This window comes from Ancylobacter terrae (genome assembly GCF_045108345.1).
Classification (GTDB): Bacteria; Pseudomonadota; Alphaproteobacteria; order Rhizobiales; family Xanthobacteraceae; genus Ancylobacter.
The window spans coordinates 869,102-890,892 of the sequence record NZ_JBJGXH010000001.1; the positions used below are offsets into that span (position 1 = coordinate 869,102).

Annotated in this window: 25 protein-coding genes, 1 tRNA gene and 2 pseudogenes; 14 read left to right on the top strand and 14 right to left on the bottom strand. The window is 67.2% G+C overall.

Annotation, left to right across the window (positions count from 1 at the left end):
• Positions 1-11 precede the first annotated feature (11 nt).
• The gene (locus ACEUEL_RS04135) at positions 12-221 is read right to left on the bottom strand and encodes a hypothetical protein (RefSeq protein WP_405702452.1); all 210 of its coding nucleotides are present in this window, start codon (positions 219-221) and stop codon (positions 12-14) included.
• 215 nt (positions 222-436) lie between these two features.
• On the opposite strand from ACEUEL_RS04135, the gene ACEUEL_RS04140 reads away from it, so the two are divergent.
• Positions 437-850: a hypothetical protein gene (locus ACEUEL_RS04140; protein ID WP_405702455.1), complete on the top strand. Its 414-nt coding sequence runs from the start codon at positions 437-439 to the stop codon at positions 848-850.
• Positions 851-951: 101 nt separating this feature from the next.
• On the opposite strand, the gene ACEUEL_RS04145 is transcribed toward ACEUEL_RS04140, so the two are convergent.
• Positions 952-1,179 carry a helix-turn-helix domain-containing protein gene (locus ACEUEL_RS04145; protein WP_405702457.1) on the bottom strand — a complete coding sequence of 76 codons (228 nt, stop codon included), beginning with the start codon at positions 1,177-1,179 and terminating at the stop codon, positions 952-954.
• A gap of 92 nt (positions 1,180-1,271) precedes the next feature.
• Between ACEUEL_RS04145 and ACEUEL_RS04150 the strand changes: the two genes are divergently transcribed.
• From ACEUEL_RS04150 to ACEUEL_RS04175, 6 genes and pseudogenes are all read left to right on the top strand, one after another.
• On the top strand, positions 1,272-1,718 hold the full coding sequence (locus tag ACEUEL_RS04150; RefSeq protein WP_405702458.1) for a hypothetical protein: 447 nt from the start codon (positions 1,272-1,274) through the stop codon (positions 1,716-1,718).
• Positions 1,718-2,029: a hypothetical protein gene (locus ACEUEL_RS04155; protein WP_405702461.1), complete on the top strand. Its 312-nt coding sequence runs from the start codon at positions 1,718-1,720 to the stop codon at positions 2,027-2,029. The genes ACEUEL_RS04150 and ACEUEL_RS04155 overlap by 1 nt, the downstream gene beginning before the upstream one ends.
• Positions 2,030-2,330: 301 nt before the next feature.
• Complete coding sequence (locus tag ACEUEL_RS04160; RefSeq protein ID WP_405702463.1) at positions 2,331-3,089, top strand: hypothetical protein; 759 nt, start codon at positions 2,331-2,333, stop codon at positions 3,087-3,089.
• Positions 3,086-3,280, top strand: a complete 195-nt coding sequence (locus ACEUEL_RS04165) for a helix-turn-helix domain-containing protein (RefSeq protein WP_405702466.1) — start codon at positions 3,086-3,088, stop codon at positions 3,278-3,280. The genes ACEUEL_RS04160 and ACEUEL_RS04165 overlap by 4 nt, the downstream gene beginning before the upstream one ends.
• A gap of 4 nt (positions 3,281-3,284) precedes the next feature.
• Positions 3,285-3,527: a helix-turn-helix transcriptional regulator gene (locus ACEUEL_RS04170; RefSeq protein ID WP_405702467.1), complete on the top strand. Its 243-nt coding sequence runs from the start codon at positions 3,285-3,287 to the stop codon at positions 3,525-3,527.
• Between the two features lie 419 nt (positions 3,528-3,946).
• Positions 3,947-4,486 (top strand): annotated as a pseudogene (locus tag ACEUEL_RS04175) (tyrosine-type recombinase/integrase); the annotation flags it as partial.
• Positions 4,487-4,689: 203 nt separating this feature from the next.
• Here ACEUEL_RS04175 and ACEUEL_RS04180 read toward each other — a convergent pair.
• Together ACEUEL_RS04180 and ACEUEL_RS22270 are read right to left on the bottom strand one after the other, a co-directional pair.
• Positions 4,690-4,765: transfer RNA gene (locus ACEUEL_RS04180), tRNA-Ile, on the bottom strand.
• Positions 4,766-5,092: 327 nt separating this feature from the next.
• A pseudogene (locus tag ACEUEL_RS22270) lies at positions 5,093-5,257 on the bottom strand (transposase); the annotation flags it as partial.
• 384 nt (positions 5,258-5,641) lie between these two features.
• Between ACEUEL_RS22270 and ACEUEL_RS04190 the strand changes: the two are divergent.
• Positions 5,642-6,367: an SIMPL domain-containing protein gene (locus tag ACEUEL_RS04190; RefSeq protein ID WP_405702469.1), complete on the top strand. Its 726-nt coding sequence runs from the start codon at positions 5,642-5,644 to the stop codon at positions 6,365-6,367.
• Here ACEUEL_RS04190 and ACEUEL_RS04195 read toward each other — a convergent pair.
• The 4 genes from ACEUEL_RS04195 to ACEUEL_RS04210 all read right to left on the bottom strand — a co-directional run bounded on the left by ACEUEL_RS04195 (position 6,346) and on the right by ACEUEL_RS04210 (position 11,575).
• The gene (locus ACEUEL_RS04195; RefSeq protein WP_405702471.1) at positions 6,346-7,278 is read right to left on the bottom strand and encodes a diacylglycerol/lipid kinase family protein; all 933 of its coding nucleotides are present in this window, start codon (positions 7,276-7,278) and stop codon (positions 6,346-6,348) included. The genes ACEUEL_RS04190 and ACEUEL_RS04195 overlap by 22 nt on opposite strands.
• Positions 7,279-7,444: 166 nt before the next feature.
• A complete protein-coding gene (locus ACEUEL_RS04200) occupies positions 7,445-9,523 on the bottom strand; it encodes an elongation factor G (protein ID WP_405702473.1) in 2,079 nt (692 codons plus the stop codon).
• 225 nt (positions 9,524-9,748) lie between these two features.
• Positions 9,749-10,243 (bottom strand): DUF992 domain-containing protein, encoded by a 495-nt coding sequence (locus ACEUEL_RS04205; RefSeq protein ID WP_405702474.1) that lies wholly within the window; start codon positions 10,241-10,243, stop codon positions 9,749-9,751.
• Between the two features lie 129 nt (positions 10,244-10,372).
• Complete coding sequence (locus tag ACEUEL_RS04210) at positions 10,373-11,575, bottom strand: pyridoxal phosphate-dependent aminotransferase (protein ID WP_405702477.1); 1,203 nt, start codon at positions 11,573-11,575, stop codon at positions 10,373-10,375.
• Between the two features lie 137 nt (positions 11,576-11,712).
• Between ACEUEL_RS04210 and ACEUEL_RS04215 the strand changes: the two genes are divergently transcribed.
• From ACEUEL_RS04215 to ACEUEL_RS04230, 4 genes are all read left to right on the top strand, one after another.
• The gene (locus tag ACEUEL_RS04215) at positions 11,713-12,351 is read left to right on the top strand and encodes a glutathione S-transferase family protein (RefSeq protein ID WP_405702478.1); all 639 of its coding nucleotides are present in this window, start codon (positions 11,713-11,715) and stop codon (positions 12,349-12,351) included.
• Between the two features lie 181 nt (positions 12,352-12,532).
• Complete coding sequence (locus ACEUEL_RS04220) at positions 12,533-12,856, top strand: hypothetical protein (protein ID WP_405702479.1); 324 nt, start codon at positions 12,533-12,535, stop codon at positions 12,854-12,856.
• Between the two features lie 87 nt (positions 12,857-12,943).
• Positions 12,944-13,699 (top strand): glycosyltransferase family 25 protein, encoded by a 756-nt coding sequence (locus tag ACEUEL_RS04225; RefSeq protein WP_405702481.1) that lies wholly within the window; start codon positions 12,944-12,946, stop codon positions 13,697-13,699.
• Between the two features lie 107 nt (positions 13,700-13,806).
• Positions 13,807-14,964 carry a PQQ-dependent sugar dehydrogenase gene (locus ACEUEL_RS04230; RefSeq protein ID WP_405702482.1) on the top strand — a complete coding sequence of 386 codons (1,158 nt, stop codon included), beginning with the start codon at positions 13,807-13,809 and terminating at the stop codon, positions 14,962-14,964.
• Positions 14,965-14,967: 3 nt separating this feature from the next.
• On the opposite strand, the gene ACEUEL_RS04235 is transcribed toward ACEUEL_RS04230, so the two are convergent.
• Positions 14,968-15,330, bottom strand: a complete 363-nt coding sequence (locus tag ACEUEL_RS04235) for a DMT family protein (protein WP_405702484.1) — start codon at positions 15,328-15,330, stop codon at positions 14,968-14,970.
• A 63-nt stretch (positions 15,331-15,393) separates the two neighbouring features.
• Positions 15,394-15,798 carry a hypothetical protein gene (locus ACEUEL_RS04240; RefSeq protein ID WP_405702485.1) on the bottom strand — a complete coding sequence of 135 codons (405 nt, stop codon included), beginning with the start codon at positions 15,796-15,798 and terminating at the stop codon, positions 15,394-15,396.
• 235 nt (positions 15,799-16,033) lie between these two features.
• On the opposite strand from ACEUEL_RS04240, the gene ACEUEL_RS04245 reads away from it, so the two are divergent.
• A complete protein-coding gene (locus ACEUEL_RS04245) occupies positions 16,034-16,714 on the top strand; it encodes a DUF2380 domain-containing protein (RefSeq protein ID WP_405702487.1) in 681 nt (226 codons plus the stop codon).
• Between the two features lie 5 nt (positions 16,715-16,719).
• Here the strand turns inward: ACEUEL_RS04245 and ACEUEL_RS04250 are convergent, their stop codons facing one another.
• A complete protein-coding gene (locus ACEUEL_RS04250; protein WP_405706559.1) occupies positions 16,720-17,613 on the bottom strand; it encodes a LysR family transcriptional regulator in 894 nt (297 codons plus the stop codon).
• Between the two features lie 26 nt (positions 17,614-17,639).
• Positions 17,640-18,620 (bottom strand): thioredoxin-disulfide reductase, encoded by a 981-nt coding sequence (gene trxB / locus ACEUEL_RS04255; RefSeq protein WP_405702490.1) that lies wholly within the window; start codon positions 18,618-18,620, stop codon positions 17,640-17,642.
• A 248-nt stretch (positions 18,621-18,868) separates the two neighbouring features.
• Between trxB and ACEUEL_RS04260 the strand changes: the two genes are divergently transcribed.
• A complete protein-coding gene (locus tag ACEUEL_RS04260) occupies positions 18,869-19,342 on the top strand; it encodes an Lrp/AsnC family transcriptional regulator (RefSeq protein WP_405702492.1) in 474 nt (157 codons plus the stop codon).
• A 47-nt stretch (positions 19,343-19,389) separates the two neighbouring features.
• Here the strand turns inward: ACEUEL_RS04260 and ACEUEL_RS04265 are convergent, their stop codons facing one another.
• Together ACEUEL_RS04265 and ACEUEL_RS04270 are read right to left on the bottom strand one after the other, a co-directional pair.
• Positions 19,390-20,514, bottom strand: a complete 1,125-nt coding sequence (locus ACEUEL_RS04265) for an adenine nucleotide alpha hydrolase family protein (protein ID WP_405702495.1) — start codon at positions 20,512-20,514, stop codon at positions 19,390-19,392.
• A 93-nt stretch (positions 20,515-20,607) separates the two neighbouring features.
• Positions 20,608-21,726: a hypothetical protein gene (locus ACEUEL_RS04270; protein ID WP_405702496.1), complete on the bottom strand. Its 1,119-nt coding sequence runs from the start codon at positions 21,724-21,726 to the stop codon at positions 20,608-20,610.
• Positions 21,727-21,791: the final 65 nt, after the last annotated feature.

A 21,791-nucleotide genomic window follows, 5' to 3' on the forward strand; every position in this document is an offset into this window, starting at 1 on the left:
GTGATGAGCCATCAGAGAAACGATATCGGAGACTCGCTCAGTTCCGGCGCACCTTTGCCGCCCGCGATCACCGCGTCGATGGCTTCGATAGCGAGATGGACCTGAACGGCCTTCGCAATCCGCCCATCGTCATGCGCGCCGCCAATGAGATAGACTTCACTTCGCCGACGCTCCACGAGCTCCTCGCGCAGCGCCTTCAACTCCTCAATGGTCTGGGCCATTGCCCGCTCCCGCCATCCTCTGCCGCCCGCTCGGCACTGTCGTCATCCTTGGTGAAAAACCGGAAGCCTGCAACCGCCGGCATTACCCGTCATTCGACGCATGGACATCCTCGCCGGGCGTGCCGTCGTCGGCCGGGCGGCACTTCTTCAGGCTCACCCATCGAGTAGCAAACTGCACGCCGTGGTGGTAACGGTCACCCCCAAGGAGATCAAACGTGCACAAATTGATTTCAGCCATTACCACAGCCGCGCTATTGGTCGGTTGCGTGGACGCCGCCACACTCCAAAAGGCAAATCAATCTTGGGAAGAGGCTGAGCGGAAGGGGAGCGCCCTTATGAATCCCCAGCTCACCGAAGACTGCAAAGCACAGATTGCCAAAGTTGGAGCAAAGGAGCAGTTGGCTCCACTTGCAAGTAACGTCAAGATCACCCAGTTTTCCATGGACTTGTTTGCGCTGCATCATCCCTTCGAGCCTATGGCTAGCGCCTTTATCATTTCAGCTCCGTTTAACTATACTGCGTGGGGCACTCCGAAGGTGGGGCGTTATGGTTGCATGTATATAAATAGGGGCGACCATTTGGAATTTGTGCGGGTCATGACGCCAAACTCATTCACCCGCTATAGGTAGCTGCGACCTTAGAAGGCACCGTGCACAACCCGCCTCAGATCATCAGTCGGGGCGCAAGAGTCGAGTCGCGGGGGTATGCGACCGCGCTCTCGCGGAGATCACTAGAGGCCCTTCTTCAGCCGCACGCCCGGACCTTCGCCGTCCTCGTCGACGAAGATGACGCCGGCGGCTTCGAGCGCACGCTGGATGGCCTCGACGGTGCGCGGCAGGAGGGTCTCGCCTCGCTCCAAGCGCGAGACGGTATCAACTGAGACGCCGGCAGCCTTGGCGAGATCGCGCACTCCCCAGTTCACCGCAACACGCGCCATGCGGCACTGAACAGCCAACATCGTGACAGTGTCCTGATTTCTTGTTGACGTACTGACGACGCACCGTTATCAGTACGATGCACTGAAATCAGTTCTACCACAGGAGCACGCGAATGGGCACCCATGTTCGCGAACGGGAGAGTTCTGTCCGCACTTTCACGATGATCGAGGAGACCTCGCTGCGCCGCCGCATGGAAGCGGCGATCGAAAGTATGCTGGAACTGCTGGACCAGCTCGAGGGCGATCCGGATCTCGAACCCGATAGTGACGAGCACGACGCCAGTTGGCCGGAAGCGGCGCCCGGGCGGGCCGAGTGGATGGCTGGAGCCTACTACGAGGATGCCGAGGAAGATGATCCGCCGGAGATGGACGATTTCCGGGAGGACGATGATCCTGCCGAGGACAACGACGACGGCGAAGAGGACCGGTCGGATTGGGAGCCGGACGTCGACGCGGAACCGCTCGATGATAGCGGTATCGGAGACGCCGGAGGCCTCGCCGAGCAGTGTGGCGGCTGGAAGGTTCCGGGCCACGGCGGCGAGTTGCAGGGGGTGCTGTGATGAACCGGCGCACCCTCGTGCTCGGCGCCGCTCCCGCGCTCGTCGCGGCACCGGCATCTGCCCTTTGCGTCCCGCCGGAGACGCTGGCGGAGAACCCACAAGATCAGGCATTTCGCCTCTGGGATGAATTCCATGCTGCGATGGACCGGCTGGCACTGGAAGCTGGCGCGGACGGCTGGACCGTCTATGGCGGGCACATTCGGAAGGCGGCAGGCCGCGAAGATCAGGCTTGGTTCCAGCCCGGCATCACGACCTACGTGCGCAACGGCAGAGGTGCTGTGAGCAAAAGACGCTCTGGCGTTCGCGACTGACGCCTCACGGGAGCGCTTTGGCTAGAGCTGCCAGGCGGCATGGCCGTGTGGATGTATAATCAGCACAGCATTGTTGCCCTTCTGTGCTGTGGAAAAACGGGGATAACGGCCTAAATGGTCGCAACGGCAACCACTTGTGCTGTGGATATCCGACAGCCGGATCCCGTGTGCTCCGGCGAGCCAAACGGAGCCGAGGCAATCCGATCCGTTTATCGCGTACACCTACCGTATCTTATTGACACGGTAGGTGTGCGCGTATTAGCTCACGATAGTGATACCTATCGCGAGGAAGGAAACTCTCGTGCTCGACCTACAGGCCCTCAAAAACCATCCGCTCGCCCCGCTTTTCCGCGCACGCTTCGACAATAATGACGTGGCGTTCGCGTTGGACCTTCCGACTTTCCCGGAGTGGCGGAAGAACTGGGAGCGAGGCCAGACCGCGTTCCATCTGCCTCGAAACGACGCAAATCCTATTCGGCCCAAATACTGCTATGCGCATGTCATCGAATATGCGCTGAGCCTAGCCTTCTCGAAGATTACGACGAAGGCTGTGGCGTCCCACATCACATGGCGGGTACTCAGCTTCAACCGAGATACCGCAGACGACCGCTTCAATAAATACGACGCTGCAACCAAAGGCATCATTGTAAGCAATAACAGCTTCCAGGACATGGGCAAATCTCTGGATCTCGAGATCTATGAGCGGTCCAAATATTGGCCGCTGGTTGATTTTCCAGCGGTCGGTTTCGATCCGCTGTATCTCGATCGCTCTCCGGAGCGGTTGGCGAATCCATTGATCTGGGTTCTCGCGCCCGACATTACCGAGGCAAGCGATTTCAGTCTGTCTTCGCATGCAATCTGGCTGACCGAGTGCCTTCCGGTCGACGGTGTACTGCAGAAGCTCAGCGCTCGCCGCTGGCATGGCTCAACCGACTACGACGGGCCCGGCCCACGATACCACTCGGCGCACATCGTCAACGTCACGAGATTGCTTTGGGAGACAGAGGCCCGGCTTCGCACTCGCCTGGAGGGCAAGGGCATCCGAGGCGAGGACGAATGAAGCAGCAGCCCCCCTTCATTCGCGGCTCAAAAGCCATCGCGGCCGAACTCGGCTGCAGCGTCAGGACCGTCCGAAAACTTGTCTCGGCGGGGAAAATCCCTGCCCGGCATGGGTTCTCCGGCGGGCGGACCAGCCCCATCATCGTCCAGCGAAAGGCGCTCGACGAGTTCAAGCTCGGACAGAAGGACTGATCCGATGACCGCCCGCTCGCTCCGGGAAAGCTCGCTGCCCCGCTTCGCGCTCCGTCGCGAAGAGGCGGCTGCGTCCCTGAGCGTCTCGCCGGGCACCTTCGACAAGTGGGTTTCGGACGGGCGGATGCCGAAGGGGCGGCGGGTCGACGGGCTAGTGCTGTGGGACGTCGACGAGATCCGCGAGCACTGGCTGGCGCTGCGCGATGGCGTGATCACACGCAATCCGCTGGATGGCATGGTGCTGTGATGGCGCGGATCGATCTGCGCTACCTCGTCGAGGAAAAGTATGGCGCCCACGGCAAGGTTCGGCGTCGCGTCCGCGTGAAGGTCGGCGGCAGGTGGAAGCGGGTCACCATCAAGGCGCGCCTGAATCTCGACGGCACGGCCTCAGCCGCATTCCTTGCCGAGTATCACGCGGCTGTCGCCAAGCTGATCAGCGGGGAGAATGACAAGCCGCGAATCGAGCGTGTTCCCGAGGGAAGCTTCCGATGGGCGCTGACGCTCTACTATGGCAGCCCTGTTTTCCGGAACTATGCCGCTGACACGCAGCGCGACAAGCGCCATGTGCTCGACCGCTACGCCGAGACGGCCGGCGGCTTCCCGCTGAAAGCCTTCCGCCGCACAGACATCGAGAACAGTCGTGACAAGCGGGCTGAGACGCCGGCCATGGCCGACAAACTGGTGAAGTACCTTGGCCCCTTCTTCGCATGGTGCGTGAAGGAGAAGCTGATCGATGCGAACCCGACCATCGGCATCGCCCGGATAAATACGGGCTCGGAGGGGCATCACACCTGGACGCTCGATGAGGTCCAGCGCTACCGGCGACGCCATCCTGTCGGCACGCAGGCGCGGCTCGCCTTCGAGTTGCTGCTGCACACCGGTGGCCGGCGCGGCGATGTCTATGCCTTGGGGCCTCGCCATCAAGTCGAGGGGCACCTGTCCTTCGTTCAGGAGAAGAACCGCCAGCGTAAGCCCGTCCGCGTGGAAATCCCGATCCGTAGCGAATTGCGGACGGCTCTCGATGCGACGGTGACGGGCGAGCACACCTTCGTCATTTCCGCATACGGGCGGCCGTATACGAAGGAGAGCTTCGGCAACAAGTTCCGCGACTGGTGCAACGAGGCGGGCTTGCCGCATTGCTCCGCCCATGGCGTGCGGAAGGCGGCGGCAACGATCCTCGCCGAGAGCGGCGCAACCGCGCCGGAGCTGTGCGCCATCTTCGGATGGTCGAAGCTGGAGACGGCGCAGATCTACATCGTGAAGGCGCAGCGGAAGGTGATGGCGGGCAATGCCTATGCCCGTCTCGACGCCAAGTCAGCCCCGCCGAGTGTCCCACTTCGGACGCCCAAAACAGGCGATGGGACAAAAAGGACGAAAAGAGATGAAAAATCAACGCCAAAACGCGGTGTTGGTGGGCCCGGCAGGACTCGAACCTGCAACCAGACCGTTATGAGCGGCCGGCTCTAACCATTGAGCTACAGGCCCCCGCGACGTCCCTCGCGGGGACGGGTCGGCGGCGCGCGGAAGCTAGCAAAAGCGAAGCGAGGCGCCAACCGCCCGGTGCGGGATATCTGCCCTCGACCGGCCTCGATCGTGCGGGTGATGCTCGTTGATATCCCTGTATGTGGTGTAGGAGCGCGGATCCTCGACCTGGGACGAGGACAGTCGAGCCGGGATTGCCGACAGGCTGACAAGGCCAGCATCGTCGATCGGGTTGAGGGTTTCCAGTGTCATGTATCGTCTGCGCGCCCATGATGGCACTGGAAAGGTCCGGCGAGGCCCCGATGTCGTGGTGCGCGGATGCCTGATGATCTCCCGGGCGTTCACGCCGCGCGGGTAGATGACGATGCTGTCGTCGACGTCGGGAAAGTGGCGCGAGGGCTTGGCGATCAGCTGCGGAGCGACTGTCACCTGTCGGTCGCGCGGGATGTCCCGTTCGCTCCGGCCCGTCTCGGTCGTTACCGCCTTGCCGCCATAGCCGCGGCGCCCCGCCGCGTCGAACCGCGGCTATGGGCGGGCGGGCGCGGCTGCCGGTGGGATCGGGCGGGGGGCGATGCCATCGTGACCACAGGAAACGGGGTGGAAAGCGCGGCGGGGCGTGGCTCAATTTGAAATCTGGCTCATCGTCTTTGTGTAAGGGCCGCGCTTCCGGGCCTTCCAGCGCAGGGGATTTCAAACTGAGACACTACCGGGCGGCGCCTCATCGCAACCGCCCATCTTCGAACGACGGGAAGGCCGCGATCAGCGGCGACTGAAGCCTATCCGCGCGCGCCGCCCCATTGCCGCCCCGATCGCACAGTGCTGTGCGCGCGACTGCCGCTTCGTCATTCGCGGGGCGGCCAAGCGCAGAGGATTCCGCCGATGAAGCTCAGTTCCGCCGCCCTGCTGGCCGCCTTCGCCGTGGCGGGGGCCGCTCCCGCCGCCGCGCAGGAGGCGATGCGTACGCCGCGTATCCCGACGCTCTCGGTGAGCGGGGAGGGCATCGCGACGGCTGCCCCCGATCTCGCCCGCTTCTCGACCGGCGTGGTCAGCGCCGCCAAGACGGCGCGCGAGGCCCTCGACGCCAACAGCAAGCAGGTGGCGGACGTGATCGCGGCGATCAAGGCGGCGGGGGTAGAGCCGCGCGATATCGCGACCTCGGGCTTCACGGTGCAGCCGCAATACAGTCAGCCCAAGCCGAATTCGACCGAACCGCCGCGCATCTCCGGCTACGAGGTGCGCAACACCGTCTCGGTGCGGCTGCGCAATCTCGCGCTGCTCGGCGGGCTGCTCGACAGCATGATTACCGAGGGCGCCAACCAGGTCGGCGGCATCGAGTTCGACATCGCCGAGCCGGGCAAGCTGGAGGACGAGGCGCGCACGGCGGCGGTGAAGGATGCGCGCCGTCAGGCCGAGATCATCGCCGAGGCGGCCGGCCAGCGCATCGTGCGCGTCGTCTCCATCGCCGAGGATGGCGGCGGCATGCCGCCCATGCCGCGGATGATGGCGGCGCCGATGATGGCGAAGCAGGATTCCGTGCCGGTCGAGGCGGGCGAGAGCGAGGTGCGCGCCCGCGTCAGCATCGTCTACGAGATCGAACCGCGCTGAGGCGTGGCGGCGTTGTCCGGGCGCGCGGCGGGCACCAGCACCGTCAGCGCGTCCGGCTGCACGGTGTAGCGCAGCGGCACGCGCTCGCGGTTGAGCTCGCCATCCGTCGAGACCCAGATTCGTGAGCGCCGGCGGCGGGTCAGCACGATCTCGCGGCCCTCGAAGCTGAGGATGCCGGGATTGTCGCGCCAAGTGTCGGTGACCATGTCGGCCCCCGCCTTCAGCTTGGCCATGGCACCGCGATCCTCGGCGATGTGAACCTCCAAGAGCCCCTCGTCGAGACGCGCGCGGCGCCAGCCGGGGCCGGCGAAGCGGTTCACCGTGACCAGAGCGGCGAAGGCCTCGACGGTGCGCGCCTCGCCGTCGACCGTCACGTCGAGGGTGAAGCGTCCCGCCCGGCGCAGCGCCAGCACGGCGGCGATGGCGACCGCCAGGAAGCGCCACAGCTTCCAGCGCCGCGCCATTTCCCGCGCCCGCGCCATCTGGCTGAAGAAGCCGGTGCCGGAGATGGTGTGGAACAGGTCGCCATTCAGCGTGGCGAGGTCGATCCGGCTCTCGCGCGCGGAACCGAGGGCGGCGACGGCCTCGTCGAGCTCCAGCGGCATGCCGAGGTCGCGGGCGAGCAGGTTCAGCGTGCCGAGCGGCAGGATGCCGAAGGTCTTGCCGGAATGGGCGAGGCTGCGTGCAGCAATGGAGACGCTGCCGTCGCCGCCGCCGATGATGACGGTGTCGTGCTCGCTGCGGCCGGCGGCACGGATCGCCTTGCCGAGTTCGTCGCCGGCGAGGAGACGGACCTCGACGGTTCGGCCGGGGGCGGCGAGGCCACTTTCCACGGCCTTTCGTACCTCGGCCTGGTCACGATCGAGGATCGTCCCGGCCTTGGCGTTCAGAAGCACGAGTACATTCTGCATGGAGGGCTCGCGGCCGCGCCCGGACGGGTTTGCCGCGGCGCCTCACGCGTTTGTAATCGTTCCGCCCGGGCGGAACTATGGCGCCGCGGACACAGCCGGCCGCGGCGCCATGAACGAGTCGCAGGTCAACAGACCCGCGGGATCGCCGCGCCCATTTCCGGGCCGGTCAGGCGGCGCGTGCCGCCGCGACCACCGCCTCGGCCTGCCGTCCGCCAAGCTCGGCGAGATGGTCGAAGCGGTGGGTGAAGTGCCCGGCCCCGGCGCTGGCCGAGCGCAGCTCGACGATGAGGTCGCCGATCTCGGCTTCCGGCATCAGCGCGCGGACGATGTCCCAGCCCGGCCAGCCCTGTCGCGGCTCGAAGCCCAGGATCTGGGCGCGGCGGGCGGAGAGGATGGCGTTCACCTTGGCCATCGCTTCCGAGGGGATCGCCACGCTGACCTCCTCGATCGGCTCCAGCAGCACCGGTGTGCAGGCCGGCAGTGCGTCCTGGATGGCGACGCGGGCCGCGGCGCGGAACGCCATGTCGGAGGAATCGACGGTGTGATAGGAGCCGTCGGTGAGGGTCACCGCGACGTCCACCACGGGGAAGCCCAGCGGCCCGTGCTCCAGCGCCTCGCGGACCCCGGCCTCTACCGAGCCGATATACTGGCGGGGGATGGCGCCGCCGGTGATGGCCTCGGCGAAGCGTATGCCCTCGCCGCGTTCCAGCGGGCGGATGTCGAGCAGCACGTCGCCGAACTGGCCGTGCCCGCCGGACTGCTTTTTGTGCCGGCCGCGCTGGACGATGCCGCGCCGGATGGTCTCCGCATAGCCGATGCGCGGGGGGCGGGTGACGACGCCGACGCCGAAGCGGCCGGCGAGGCGCTCGGTGGCGACGCGCAAATGCATCTCGCCCTGGCCGCCGAGCACCACCTCGCCCTTGCCGGCGTCATGGCGGACACGGAGCGAGGTATCCTCCTCCGCGAGTTTCGACAGCGCGAGGCCGAGCTTGACGTCGTCCTTGCGCTCGCGCGCCGCGACCGCCAGCGAGAGCACTGGCTCGGGTACGGCGAGCGCGGGCGAGGCCAGGGCGCGGGTGGCGATGATCTCGCCGGTGGCGGCGTGGTCGAGCTTGGCGAGGCCGACCAATTCGCCCACCTGCGCGGCGCCGCGTTTCTCGGTGACGCCGGGCTTCATCTCGACGACGCCGGAGACGCGGTCGGCGACGCCCTCGCGGCCGACGACCGGCAGGCCCTCCGCGATCTCGCCGGCCAGCACGCGGGCCAAAGACAACTTGCCGCCGTGGCCGGCATGGAGCGTCTTCATCACATAGGCGGCGGGCGTGTCGGTGCCGACACCGAGCCGGGCGCGGGTGGCGGCGATGCCGGGCGCCTCGTGGCGGAGTGCCTTGAGCAGTCGCGTGACACCGTGGCCGCGCAGCGCCGAGCCGATCAGCACCGGGCAGATGTCGCCGGCGCGCAGCTCGCGGGCGAGATCGTCGAACACACGGTCGCGCGGGGGCTCTATGTCCTCCAGCAATTGTTCCATCAACTCGTCGTCGTGGTCGGCGAGGCGCTCCAACATGGAGAAGCGGGCGTCGCGCTCGCGCGGCAGCTCATCGCCCTCGATGGGGACGACCTCGGAGGCGGCGTGCTCGCGGTAGACGAAGGCGCGCTCCAGCGCGAGGTCGACGAAGCCGACGATGATGCCCTCCTTCCAGATCGGAATCTGGCGCAGCAGCAGCGGCACCTTCGAGGCCGGCTGCAGCAGGGCGAGCGATTCGTGCAGGCGCTTGTCGGCCTTGTCGATCTTGTTGAGGAACAGGAAATGGGGAACGCCGGCTTCCTCGAGCTGCTGCAGGATGAGCTGGAGCTGGATCAGCTTGCGCTCGTCCGCCTCGCAGACCACGACGGCGGCGTCGCAGGCGCCGAGGACGGGGCGCATCTCCTGCGCGAACTCGACCGAACCGGGGCAGTCGATGAAGCTGAAGGTGTCGCCCAGATAGCGGGTGGTCGCGACATTCAGTTCGACGCCCATGCGGTGGGCGCGCGCTTCCGGCGAGGCATCGCCGACCGAGGTGCCGACATCGACCGCGCCGGTCCGTCCGATGGCGCCGGTATGGGCGAGAATCGCCTCGAACAGGGTGGTCTTGCCGCTCTGGAACGGGCCGACGAGCGCGATGGCGCGGGCGCCGGCCCCGGCTCTGCTCCGGGGGGTGGTGTCCGACGCCGGGGAGGGCCCGGCGGGCGGGGTGCGGTTCTCCATGGTCGCCTCCTTGAACGCACCGCGACGGGGACGGCGGGGTGCCGGCTCCACGGTGCGGATCGTTTCGGCCGGCGATGTGTCGACCACCTTCGATGCTCTGCCTCTGCGCGGGCGGGTGCAAGGGCGCTGTCGTGCAGTGCCGCACGCGACGGTGCGGCGCAAAAGAAACGGCCCCGCGGCGGGTGCCGCAGGGCCGTGGTGGCAAGGCGCAGGCTCGTGGCGCGATCAGCGCGAGCGCAGGCGGAAGCTCGACACGCCGACGGCGAGGTTGACGCCGGTCTGCGCTTCGACGCTGAGCGGCTGCAGCGCGATGGTGTTGTTGGAGCCGCCGACCAGCGCATTGCCGGCAACGCCGAGGCCGAGCGCCACCGAGCCGGAGACGCCGGCATAGGAGCCGGTGAGGTCGCGGCGGCCGTCGATCTTCTTGGTCGGGGCGAGCACCGACCACAGCAGCACGTTGGCGCCGGTGACGCCGACGTCGAGGCCCCAGCGATTGATCGTGCCCTCATAGGGGAAGCGGCCGTTCGGGGTGCGGAAGGTGCAGTTGAAGGTGCGCCGCGAGCCGATGATGAAGCTCACCGACGGGCTGCCCAGGCACTCCAGCGTGCCGACCTGAACGCGGCGGGTCGACTGGGCGGAGGCGGGCGAGGTGGCGAGGGCGGCGGTGCCGGCCACGACAAGAGCGGCGAGCGCCGTGCGGGCCGAAAGCTTGGCGAACATGATGGTTTCTCCTTGGGGTCGTTGCCCCTGGTGCGCACCAGCCGCAAAAGCGGCCGGCTGGTAAATCGGTAGAACCGCGGATCGCCAAAGAAAAGGGCGCCTCCGGGGCGCCCTTCGCTATTTTTCGGCTCAGACCAGCGAGCCTGCGAAGCGCTGGATACGCAGGCAGGATTCCTCGAGGTCTTTCGTCGCGGTGGCGTAGGAGATGCGGAAGGCCGGGCCGAGGCCGAAGGCCGAACCATGCACGACCGCCACGCCTTCGGCCTCGAGCAGTTCGCCGGCGAAGTCCTCGTCGGTCGCGATGACCTTGCCGGCCGGGGTCTTCTTGCCGATCAGGCCCGCGCAGGACGGGTAGACGTAGAATGCGCCCTCGGGCTTGGGGCAGGTGAGCCCCCGCGCCTGGTTGAGCATCGAGACGACGAGGTCGCGTCGCTCCTTGAACACCTTGTTGTTGGCCGGAATGAAGTCCTGCGGCCCGTTCAGCGCCTCGACCGCCGCCCATTGAGCGATGGAGGAGGGGTTCGAGGTGGACTGCGACTGCAGCGTGCCCATGGCCTTGATCAGCTCGGCCGGGCCTGCGGCGTAGCCGATGCGCCAGCCGGTCATGCAGTAGGCTTTCGAGACGCCGTTCATGGTCAGCGTGCGGTCGTAGAGCGAGGGCTCGACCTGCGCCGGGGTGACGAACTCGAAATCGTCATAGACGAGGTGCTCGTACATGTCGTCGGTGAGGATCCACACATGCGGATGCTTCACCAGCACGTCGGTGAGCGCCTTCAGCTCGGCGCGGGTATAGGCGGCGCCGGTCGGGTTCGACGGCGAGTTGAAGATCAGCCATTTGGTCTTCGGCGTGATCGCCTTCTCCAGCGCCTCGGGGCGGAGCTTGAAATTATCCTCCAGCCGCGTCGCCACCGGCACCACGGTGCCGCCGGCGAACTGCACGATGTCGGGATAGCTCACCCAGTAGGGCGCGGGGATGACGACCTCGTCGCCGGGATCGACGGTGGCGACCAGCGCGTTGAACAGCACCTGCTTGCCGCCGGTGCCGACGCTGACCTGGTTCGGCTTGTAGTCGAGCCCGTTCTCGCGCTTGAACTTGGCGACGATGGCCGCCTTGAGTTCCGGGATGCCGTCGACGGCGGTGTAGCGCGTCTCGCCGCGGCGGATGGCGGCGATGGCGGCTTCCTTGATGTTCTCCGGCGTCTCGAAATCCGGCTCGCCCGCCGACAGCGCGATGATGTCGCGCCCGGCCGCTTTCAGTTCCCGCGCCTTGTTGGAAATCGCGATGGTCTGCGAGGGATTGATGCGCTTGATGGCAGCGGACAGCAGGCTCATGGCCGGGCTCCTTGCGGATGTTTTGCGCGCGACAACTAGTCGAGGCCTTGCGAGGGAGCAAGCATTTCCCCACCTGCGGGCAGCCGCGGCGGTGCGACAGACCGCCCGGTACGGCGGGGGCTGTCGGAGGGGTCGGGGTGCTGAAGCTCCATTCCATGCAGAAATCGGGCAACAGCTACAAGGTACGGCTGCTGCTCGCGCGACTTGGCCGACCTTTCCAGCTGGTCGATGTCGACCTGCTGAAGGGCGAGAACCGCACGCCCGAATTCCTGATGAAGAGCCCGGAAGGCCGGGTGCCGCTGCTCGAACTGCCCGGTACCCGTTTCCTGCCCGAATCGAACGCCATCCTCGTCTATCTCGCCGAGGGCACGCGCTTCCTCCCCGAGGACCGGCTGTCGCGCGCCGAGGTGCTGCGGTGGATGTTCTTCGAGCAGCACAGCCACGAGCCGGCGATCGGCGTCGCCCGGTTCTGGCTGACGCTGGTGAAGGGCGGGCGCGACCTGCGGACCCACGATGTCGACCGCTGGATGGAGGATGGCTACGCCGCGCTCGGCGTGATGGAACGCCATCTCGCCCGCCGCCGCTTCTTCGTGGACGACGCCTTTTCCGTTGCCGACATCGCGCTTTATGCCAACACCCATGTGGCCGGCGAGGTCGATTTCGACCTCGCTCCGTTTCCGGCCGTACGCGGCTGGCTCGACCGGGTCGCGGCGGAGCCCGGGCATGTGACGATGGACTGGCGTCCGCAGCCGGCCCTTGTCACGGCCGCGCGTTAACCACGCGCGGCATTCCGCCATCGGCTCCCGCGGTATCGCTGCCCCGGCATCGTTAACGGAATGCCTCCGAATTGCCTTGAAATCGCAAGGGTTCGCCCAAGTAGGGTCGAAGCGGAGCCGCGTTCGGCCGCGAACCTCTTCCGCATCGGGACTATCGATTCGGGTGAGCGGGGATCACGCCATGTCGCACAAGCAGGTCGTCATTGCCGGCGAACTCCGGGGTTCGGAGGGGCGGCGCGCCCGCCGTGCCCTCATGGAAGCCGCTGTGGTCGGGGTGCTGACCTGCGCCATCGTTGCGGTGCTGTTCCTGCTCGGGCTCGACCGCGCCAGCGCCGCCCCGATCGACGCGGCGACGATGGGGACGGATGGGCGCGTCGCCGTGGGCGCCGTGCTGCTGGCGGTGTTCGCCGGGCTTTGCGTGCTGAGCAGCTTCATGTTGCGCGATACGCTCAAGCCCTCCGCGCGTCGGCGCCGGGTGACGGGCCGCGGCGGCCGGATGGGCTGATCGAATTCAGTCTCGCGCCCCTCTTGCCATCCATGCCGGATCGGTCCTAATCCCACCTCGTGTGGGCTCGGGATGGGAGATAGTCGCGTGTCGGTCGCGGCGTGGGCCTGCTATGTCATCAACCTCGCGCGCCAGCCGGAGCGCTGGCGGGTTTTTCGCAAGCTGAACGGCGATGTCGGCCTGCGCCTCGAACGCTTCGACGCGGTCGAGGGCAAGGACGTCGATCTTGCCGCGTTGGTCGCGAGCGGCCAGCTGTCGCCGGCGGCGCGGATCGCGCCGGGCATGCTGGGCGCGGCGCTGTCGCATCGCGCGCTCTGGCTGCGCTGCATCGAGAGTGGCGCGCCGATCATCGTGTTCGAGGACGATGTGCGGCTGCGGCGGGATTTTGTGGAAAAGCTGGATGCCGTTCTGGCGCGGGTGCCGGGCTTCGACATCGTCTCGCTCGGCTTCAACACCGACCATCCGGTCAACATCCGCATCGTCGCCGATGCCGACACGATGTGCAGCTTCTCGGTGAAATATCCGAGCCCCGCGCAGATGGACGCCTTTGCCGCCCAGACCGACTGGCCGGCCGCGGTGCGGCTGCGCGGCCAGTTCGGCAGTTGCGCCTATGTCATGTCGCCCGCGGGGGCGGCCCGCTATCTCGCCCGCTGTTTTCCGCTGGAGAACCGCATGTTCGAGTTCGCCACCGGCATGCGGCCCTATCGCGCCTTCAGCCTCGACGGGGTGAAGAACACCGTCTACCGCCACACGGAAGCTTTCGTCTGCTGGCCGCCGCTGGCGCTCTCGCCCAACGACCAGCGGATGAGCGCCACGAGCGGGGCGGCGGCCGCACGGTACTAGCCGGTCGAAGGCCGCGGCTCACGAGCTTGTCACGCGTACGTGGCGGAACGCGCGAACCTTGCAGGCTGACCTTGCGTTAAGAGGGCGATGCATCACGGAGCGCCCTCTTGAGCCACCTCTTTCGCCTGCCGGCCGCCGGTCTTGCGCTGTTCCTGCTTGCCGGCGATCCAGCGTCCGCGCAGCCGGATGTGCGCGTGTCCTCGTCCAGCGGGCCGCTCGTCGTTCAGACGGTCGCGACCGGGCTGGAGCATCCCTGGGGCCTCGCGTTCATGCCGGATGGCCGGCTTCTGGTGACCGAGCGTCCCGGTCGGCTGCGCATTGTCAGCCCCGGCGGCGAGCTTTCATCTCCCGTCGCCGGCGCGCCGGAGGTTTCTGCGCGCGGGCAGGGCGGGCTGCTCGACGTGGCCCTGGCGCCCGATTTCGGGGAAAGCGGCTTCGTCTATCTGAGCTATGCCGAGCCGCGCGAGGGCGGGGCCGGTACCAGCGTCGCGCGCGGCCGGCTGACCGAGAGCGACGGCATGGCGCGGCTCGAGGATCTGGAGGTCATCTTCCGGCAGCAACCAGCGGCAGGCGGGGGCACTCATTTCGGCTCCCGCCTCGCCTTCGGGCGCGACGGCGGGCTGTTCGTGACCCTGGGTGACCGCGGCTCGCTGCGCTCGCAGGTGCAGCAGCTCTCGACCCATATCGGCAAGGTGGTGCGGATCAACGCCGATGGCTCGGTGCCGGGCGACAATCCCTTTCGCGAGCGGGAAGGAGCGCGGCCGGAGATATGGAGCCTCGGCCACCGCAACATGCAGGGCGCGGCGATCGATCCCGCCACCGGCCAGCTCTGGACCGTGGAGCACGGGGCGCGCGGCGGCGATGAACTCAATCGCCCCGAGGCCGGGAAGAACTATGGCTGGCCGATCGTCTCCTATGGCCGCGAATATGGCGGCGGCCGCATCGGCGAGGGGACGGCCAAGCCGGGGATGGAGCCGCCGGTGCACGTCTGGGACCCCTCGATCTCGCCGTCCGGCCTCGCCTTCTATACCGGCGATCTCTTGCCCGGATGGAAAGGTGATCTGTTCACCGGTGGGCTCTCGGGCCTGCGGCTGACGCGACTGAGGCTCGACCCGGCGCGCACCCAGGTGATCGAGACGGAAGCGCTGCTGGAAGACCTCAGGGCACGTATCCGGGATGTGCGACAAGGCCCCGATGGCGCGCTGTGGCTCCTGACCGACGATGCCCGCAACGGGCGCGTGCTGAGGGTCGGGCCGGCCGACTGACGGTCACCACTTCTGGAAGATGAACCAGGCGCCCAATGCGATGAAGGCGAAGCCGATGGCGTGGTTCCAGCCGAGCGGCTCCTTCAGCCAGAACACCGAGAAGCCGGCGAACACCACCAGCGTGATCACTTCCTGAATGGTCTTGAGTTCGGCGGTGGCGTAGGTCGCCGATCCGATCCGGTTGGCGGGCACGGCGAGGCAGTATTCGAAGAAGGCGATGGCCCAGCTCGCCAGGATGGCGATCAGGATCGGCGACGATTTGTGCTTCAGATGGCCGTACCAGGCGAAGGTCATGAAGACGTTCGAGGCGAACAGCATCACGATCGGGGCGACGGCAGGCGGCAGCAGGTTCGACAGGAAGGTCATGGCGGGGACATCCAGCGCGGAGCGGAAGGGCGATGGACCATGGCCCGGCGCCAGGGTCAACGCTCACGAAAGGTCAAGCTGCGCCCAGCGGCGCAGCTCGCCGACCAGCCGCCGGAAGTCCCAGAAGGCGGCGCCCAGCAGGAGGGCCGGCAGCAGCGCGAAGGCCGCCGCCCAGCCCTGCGACCAGTCGACCGGGCCGCGCGCGAAATCATACGCCGTGTACATGGCGAGCAGCGTGACCAGCACGGCCACCGCCACATAGCTGCGTGTCCCCAGACCCGCCAGCAGTGCGCCGGCGAGCAGGGAGACGGCAAGGCCGAGCAGCGCCGCCCATCCGGCACCGAGATGAAACAGGGTGGCGATCCAGCGCCCGGCCATGGCGGAAACAATGCCCAGCGCCAGCAGCACGAGAAACCCCGTGCGCAGCCGCAGGATCGAAACGCGGGGTGGGGGAGAGGCTTCGTTCATCGCCCTTATCCGTTCGCCGACCGTATCGGAGCTCGACGCATCGGCATTCTCTTCCGTCGACCCGCCAGTGCAAGGGTGGCGGGCGACGCAGGCCCCAAAAAGAAAAAGCCGGGCTTCGAGGAGAAGCCCGGCAAGTATCGCCACCGAAGTGACGAACCTTCCAGAGGGGAACAGCTGAGAGCACCGAGGTGCCTACAGCGCATATGCAATATGCCTAGCGACTCGGCATAACTCAATGGATTTTGCCTGCATGGCAGGCATGCACTGCCGTATTGGCCGTGTTTATGAGCAAAATTGCTTCGAATTTAGCTGCTGCCAAGGCCGTGGCGGGGGGGCGCGGCCGTGTCATTCTCCAGCCTGCCGGGCCGCCTGCCGCGCCGCACGCGTGACCCGCTTCCGGGGGGCGGTTATCATGTCGCGGATATTGCTCGCTTTTATCGTCACTGCGGTGCTTTGCTGCGCAGCGACCGCAGGGCGGGCGGCCGGAACCACGGTCGCCATCGCAGGCATCGATTTTTCCGATTCATCGGGCGAGGCGCGCGATCAGACGCCCGAGCATAACGCCCGGCTGCGCGCCCTTGCCGCAGCGCTGCGCGAGCGGCTCGCTGATTCGGGCGGCATCCGGGTCGTTGCGCTCGCCTGCGCCGAATCAGGCTGCGGCAATGACGGGCCGGCGATGGAGCGGCTGCGCGCGGCGGCGCGGGAGGAGGGCGCCTCGCTTCTGCTGGTCGGCGGCGTGCACAAGATGAGCACGCTGGTGATGTCGATGAAGCTCGCCCTGATCGAGGTGGGATCGGGGCGCGTGGTGCTGCAGCGGCTGTTCAGCTTCCGCAGCGACAATGACGAAGGCTGGCGTCGCGCCGGCCTCTTTGCGGCGCGCGAGGTCGTGGAGGGGCTCGGCGCGGCACCGCGCTGAGCGCTTCAGAAATTCCAGCGCTGGGCCTTGGCGACGAGGAAGTCGCGGAACACCTGGATGCGCGCGACCGACCGCATTTCCTGCGGGTAGACGAAATAGGCTTCGAGCGTCGGCGTGGGGCGCTCGGCGAAAAGCTGAACCAGCGAGCCGGAATCCTCCAGCAGATAGTCCGGTATGATGCCGATGCCGACGCCGCGTTCCACCGCCCGCTTGAGGCCGAGAACGTTGTTCACCGACAGCGCCGGCACGCGGGCCTCCTGCGCGTCCTCGAGGCCGGCGCGCTCCAGCCAGTTCAGCGCCTGGAAATAGCTCGGGATCGGTCCGCCCAGCAGGATGATGCGGTGTTTGTCGAGTTCATCGAGCGTGCGCGGATGGCCGTTGCGCTTGAGATAGTCGGCCGAGGCGAAGGCGTGGAAATGGACGGTGAACAGCTTGCGCTGGATCAGGTCCGGCTGCACCGGCTGGCGCAGGCGGATGGCGACGTCCGCCTCGCGCATGGCGAGGTCGAGTTCCTCGTCGGTGAGGATGAGCGTGATGCGGATGTCCGGGTAAAGCTCGAGGAACTCGCCGATACGGGCGGTGAGCCAGTGCGTGCCGAGACCGACCGTGGTGGTCACCCGCAATTCGCCGTTCGGCTTCTCGCGGCTGTCAGTGAGCTTGGCGCGCGCCGCCTCCAGCTTCATGAAGACGTCGTGCGCCGTCCGGTAGAGCAGATCGCCCTGCTCGGTCAGGATGAGGCCGCGGGCGTGGCGGTGGAACAGGGGAACCTTCAGTTCCTGCTCCAGCGCCGAGACCTGCCGGCTGACCGCCGACTGCGACAGACCGAGGGCCTCGCCCGCATGGGTGAAGGAGCCCGCTTCCGCCGCGACGTGGAACACCTTCAGCTTGTCCCAGTCCATGCCCCGTCCGCGTTCCCGGTCCATGGTCACTCCGCGGCGTCGGCGAGGGAATGGTGGGCGGCGAGGAAGCGCTCGGCCTCCAGCGCCGCCATGCAGCCCATGCCGGCGGCGGTGACCGCCTGCCGGAACACGTCGTCGGCCACGTCGCCGGCCGCGAACACGCCCTCGACCGAGGTGGCGGTCGAGTCCGGTGCGGTCCAGACATAGCCCGAGGGCTTCAGCCGGAGCTGGCCGGCGATGAGTTCGATCGCCGGGGCGTGGCCGATGGCGATGAAGACGCCGTCGACGTTGCGCTCTTCCAGCGTGCCGGAGTTCAGATGCTTCAGCACCACGCCGGTGACCTTGTGCGGGTCGTGCTGGCCCTTCACCTCATGCAGCGCCGCGTTCCATACCACCTCGACCTTGGGGTGGGCGAACAGGCGCTCCTGCAGGATGCGCTCGGCCCGGAAGCTGTCGCGCCGGTGCACGACCGTGACCTTGGCGGCGAAATTGGTGAGGAAGAGCGCCTCCTCGACGGCCGTATTGCCGCCGCCGACGACGATGACTTCTTTGCCGCGATAGAAGAAGCCATCGCAGGTCGCGCAGGCCGAAACACCGTGGCCGCGATAGGCCTGCTCGGAATCGAGGTCGAGCCAGCGGGCCTGCGCGCCGGTGGCCAGGATGAGCGCGTCGACGAGCCAGACGGCGCCGCTGTCGGTCTCCAGCCGGAAGGGGCGACGCGAGAGGTCCGCCTTCGTCACGATGTCGGTGACGATGCGGGTGCCAACATTCTCGGCCTGCGCCTGCATCTGCTCCATCAGCCAGGGACCCTGGATCGGGTCGGCGAAGCCGGGGTAGTTCTCGACGTCGGTGGTGATGGTGAGCTGGCCGCCGGGCTGCAGGCCCTGGATCAGCACCGGCTCGAGCATGGCGCGGGCGGCATAGATCGCGGCGGTGTAGCCGGCGGGGCCGGAGCCGATGATGAGCAGCTTGACGCGGGTCGGCGAAGCCGACGGTGAGGCCGACATGGAAGGGTCGCTTTCAATCACCGGGCGCCGGCGGCAGGCGCCCGAAGGTATGAGCCATTCGCAATCCCCGCGCGCGGGAGAGTGCGAGCCATGCGAAAATGTAGGATCTGACGGTGCATCCTGCAAGGAGCCCTGCTCTTATCCGAAAGTTGTCCAGAGAAGATTGACGCGAAATAATATTGCGCTGTGGCGGGTAGCGACTATGTTGCGGCGCACGCGGGCGGCGATCGCCCGAGCGGAGGCTGCGCGTGGTACGCCGCATCGACGACATCGACCGCAACATCCTGCGCGAGCTGCAGGCGGACGGTCGGATCACCAATGTCGAATTGTCGACCCGGGTCGGCATCTCGGCGCCGCCGTGCCTCAGGCGGGTGCGCACGCTCGAGGAAGAGGGCCTCATCAAGGGCTACCGGGCGCTGCTCGACGAGAAGCTGCTCGGCTACGACCTGATGGCCTTCGCCATGGTGCATCTCGTCAGCCAGGCGGAAGCGGACCTTGCCGCCTTCTCCGAGCAGGTGGAGCGCTGGCCGCTGGTGCGGTCGTGCTGGATGCTCTCGGGCGAGACCGACTTCCTGCTGCTGTGCGTGGCGCCGGACCTGCGCACCTTCCAGAACTTCGTGCTGGAGCTGACCGGGGCGCCGAATGTGCGCAACGTCAAGACGGCGCTGACGCTCACCCAGACCAAGGACGCGCCGATCGTGCCGCTGGATCCGGCGGGCTGATAGCTCAGGCCCGTGCCGCGGGCGCGGGGCCGCAGTCCGGTTGGCGGTCAGAACTTCAGGTATTTCGAGGCGTATAGCTTCACCTTCTGGGCGATGCGGGCGCGCGCGGCGCGGCGGCGGCGGGCGGCGATGCCGGCGGCGACGTGTGCCTCCAGCCCCGGCAGGCGGTCGAGGAAGCCGCGCTCGCGGGCGACCTCGAGGATCTCGGCGTAGTGCTTGAAGGCGACGTTGGAGGCGACGTCCAGCTTGCGAATGCGGGCCTCTGTGACGCCCGGCTTCAGGAAGATATCAGGGCAGTCGCCGGAGAGCGCGACGAACATCGTCTTGTTGCGCATGCATTTGGCGCACTCGCCGCAATTGTGCGGGCGCATCGCCTTCACGCCGCAGAAGCTGATCGCCTTCAGCGCCACCGGGTCGTCGCGCAGCAGGTCGAGCTTGTGGATGCGGCTGACGTCGAGCGACAGCGTCTCCAGCCGGAAATGGCTGCCGGCGAAGAGCGGGTTGGTGATGTGGTTGGTGCCCCAGGGAAAGGCGAGGAAGTCCTGTTCCGGCGTGATATCGGCGGCGATGTGGCCGCGCCCGAAGCTCGAGCTGAGCAGGAACAGGCAGCTGGAGAGCACGAAGGCGTGGGTGAGGCCGAGCTGGCGGGCCTGCCGGCCGAGATCGGTGCGCACCACGAAACGCGGCAGGGTGTAGCGATCGAGCAGCGGCTGGGTCTTCTCCAGCAGCGCGGCGATGGCCGCCTCGTCGCGGTGGCCGTAATCCATGCCGTGAACGGTGAGGACGCCCGCGAGCCCCTCGCCCTGCATCGCCCGCACCAGCGCATAGGTGGAATCGACGCCGCCGGAGTAGAGCAGCACGCCGCCATCGCTCGCGGGCGGCGGGGGCACGGCCTCGGCATCGGCGCTGATGGTCACCGGCGAATAGGTTTCCGGCAGCCACATCGACCAGATGCGGGCGAGCTTGCGGGCGTTTTCCAGCACCGCGGGGTCGACCGTGCCCTTGATGTGCAGCCGCCCGCCGCGGCGCATGGCGAAGGGCAGACTCGCCCAGACGGCGAAGTCGCGTGGGGCGGGGTCGGGCACGTCGAAGCCGGACACCTCGAAATAGATCGAGCGGCCGTCGAACTCGACGTCGAAACGATTGCCGCTCTGCCGGACGTCGACGTCCATGGCCGACGCCTCCCTCGCCGCGTGATCAACCGGCGTGGGGACTAGCGATTTTCAGGTGGCAAGTCCAGTCGGGAGGCGCCCGGAGGCGGCGCCTCAGAACGGCAGCAGCTTCGAGCCGATGTGCCGGATGCGCTTCATCACGCGCGCGGTCGCCGCACGCCGGCGGGTGGCTCGGATCCCGCGCTGCATGTGCTGTTCGAGCGCGCCGAGCTTGTCGAGATGACCGCGCTCGCGCGCGGTCTGCAGGATCTCGAAGCGGAACGACTTGTTGGAGTGGGCGTCGATCTGCCGGATCTGCTTGTCGGTGATCTTCGTGTCCAGGAAGATGTCCGGGCAGCTCCCCGTCAGCGCGATCATCATCAGCTTGGTGCGCACGCATTTCGAGCAGACGCCGCAATTGTGCGGGCGCATCTTGCGCGCGGCGCAGAAGCTGATCGCCGACATCGCCACCGCGTCCTCGCGCAGGGCGTCCAGCTTGCGGATGCGGCTCGTCTTCTGGCCGAGCGTACGCATGCCGTAGTGGCTGGCGGCGAACAGGTCGTTGGTGATGTGGTTGGTGCCCCAGGGAAAGGTCAGGAAGTCCTGCGGCGGGGTGATGTCGGCGGCGATATGGCCCTGCCGGAAGCCGCCATTGAACAGGAACAGGCAGGTGGCGAGCATGAATCCGTGCGTCAGCCCCGGTTGGCGCATGGTCGGCCCGATATTGGTGCGCACGACGATGCGGTTCAGCCCGTGGCGGTCGAGCAAAGGCTGGGTCTTGCCGAGCAGCGCATTGATCGCGTCGGTGTCGTCATGGCTGTAGTCGAGGCCGTGGACGGTGAGCACCGAGGTGAGGCGCGCCGCTTCCAGGTTCTCAAGGAGCGCGAAGGTGGAATCGACGCCGCCCGAAAAGAGCAGCACGCCGTCCTCGCTCGGCGCCGCCGGCGTCACCGCGACCTCGTCGGCGGTCACCTCGATCGGGGTATAGGCTTCCGGCACCCACATCGACCAGATGCGCGAGAGTTCGTGCGCATTGGCGAGTGAGACGGGATCGACCCGGCCGCGCACGTGCAGCTTCTCGCCGCGGCGCATGGCGAAGGGCAGCGCCGCCCAGACCGCGAAATCGGCGGAGACGTCCGGCGGGCAGTCGTGATTGGCGACTTCAAAGAAGATATCGGCGCCGGCGACCTTCAGGTCGAACCGGTTACCCTTCTGCCGGACGTCAACGTCCATCGACGCCCCCCGTTGTCGACCTGACGTCGCGCATATCGGGTTTCCCGGAACGTGTCCAGACAAGG

Excerpts from the sequence above, each read along its gene's own strand:
- ACEUEL_RS04190 (WP_405702469.1), top strand. The coding sequence starts at position 5,642 with ATGAAGCTCAGTTCCGCCGCCCTGCTGGCCGCCTTCGCCGTGGCGGGG.
- ACEUEL_RS04135 (WP_405702452.1), bottom strand. The coding sequence starts at position 221 with ATGGCCCAGACCATTGAGGAGTTGAAGGCGCTGCGCGAGGAGCTCGTG.
- ACEUEL_RS04200 (WP_405702473.1), bottom strand. The coding sequence starts at position 9,523 with ATGGAGAACCGCACCCCGCCCGCCGGGCCCTCCCCGGCGTCGGACACC.
- ACEUEL_RS04195 (WP_405702471.1), bottom strand. The coding sequence starts at position 7,278 with ATGCAGAATGTACTCGTGCTTCTGAACGCCAAGGCCGGGACGATCCTC.
- ACEUEL_RS04150 (WP_405702458.1), top strand. The coding sequence starts at position 1,272 with ATGGGCACCCATGTTCGCGAACGGGAGAGTTCTGTCCGCACTTTCACG.
- ACEUEL_RS04145 (WP_405702457.1), bottom strand. The coding sequence starts at position 1,179 with ATGTTGGCTGTTCAGTGCCGCATGGCGCGTGTTGCGGTGAACTGGGGA.
- ACEUEL_RS04245 (WP_405702487.1), top strand. The coding sequence starts at position 16,034 with ATGGATTTTGCCTGCATGGCAGGCATGCACTGCCGTATTGGCCGTGTT.
- trxB (WP_405702490.1), bottom strand. The coding sequence starts at position 18,620 with ATGTCGGCCTCACCGTCGGCTTCGCCGACCCGCGTCAAGCTGCTCATC.
- ACEUEL_RS04235 (WP_405702484.1), bottom strand. The coding sequence starts at position 15,330 with ATGACCTTCCTGTCGAACCTGCTGCCGCCTGCCGTCGCCCCGATCGTG.
- ACEUEL_RS04155 (WP_405702461.1), top strand. The coding sequence starts at position 1,718 with ATGAACCGGCGCACCCTCGTGCTCGGCGCCGCTCCCGCGCTCGTCGCG.
- ACEUEL_RS04240 (WP_405702485.1), bottom strand. The coding sequence starts at position 15,798 with ATGAACGAAGCCTCTCCCCCACCCCGCGTTTCGATCCTGCGGCTGCGC.
- ACEUEL_RS04210 (WP_405702477.1), bottom strand. The coding sequence starts at position 11,575 with ATGAGCCTGCTGTCCGCTGCCATCAAGCGCATCAATCCCTCGCAGACC.
- ACEUEL_RS04265 (WP_405702495.1), bottom strand. The coding sequence starts at position 20,514 with ATGGACGTCGACGTCCGGCAGAGCGGCAATCGTTTCGACGTCGAGTTC.
- ACEUEL_RS04165 (WP_405702466.1), top strand. The coding sequence starts at position 3,086 with ATGAAGCAGCAGCCCCCCTTCATTCGCGGCTCAAAAGCCATCGCGGCC.
- ACEUEL_RS04220 (WP_405702479.1), top strand. The coding sequence starts at position 12,533 with ATGTCGCACAAGCAGGTCGTCATTGCCGGCGAACTCCGGGGTTCGGAG.
- ACEUEL_RS04170 (WP_405702467.1), top strand. The coding sequence starts at position 3,285 with ATGACCGCCCGCTCGCTCCGGGAAAGCTCGCTGCCCCGCTTCGCGCTC.
- ACEUEL_RS04205 (WP_405702474.1), bottom strand. The coding sequence starts at position 10,243 with ATGTTCGCCAAGCTTTCGGCCCGCACGGCGCTCGCCGCTCTTGTCGTG.
- ACEUEL_RS04270 (WP_405702496.1), bottom strand. The coding sequence starts at position 21,726 with ATGGACGTTGACGTCCGGCAGAAGGGTAACCGGTTCGACCTGAAGGTC.
- ACEUEL_RS04250 (WP_405706559.1), bottom strand. The coding sequence starts at position 17,613 with ATGGACTGGGACAAGCTGAAGGTGTTCCACGTCGCGGCGGAAGCGGGC.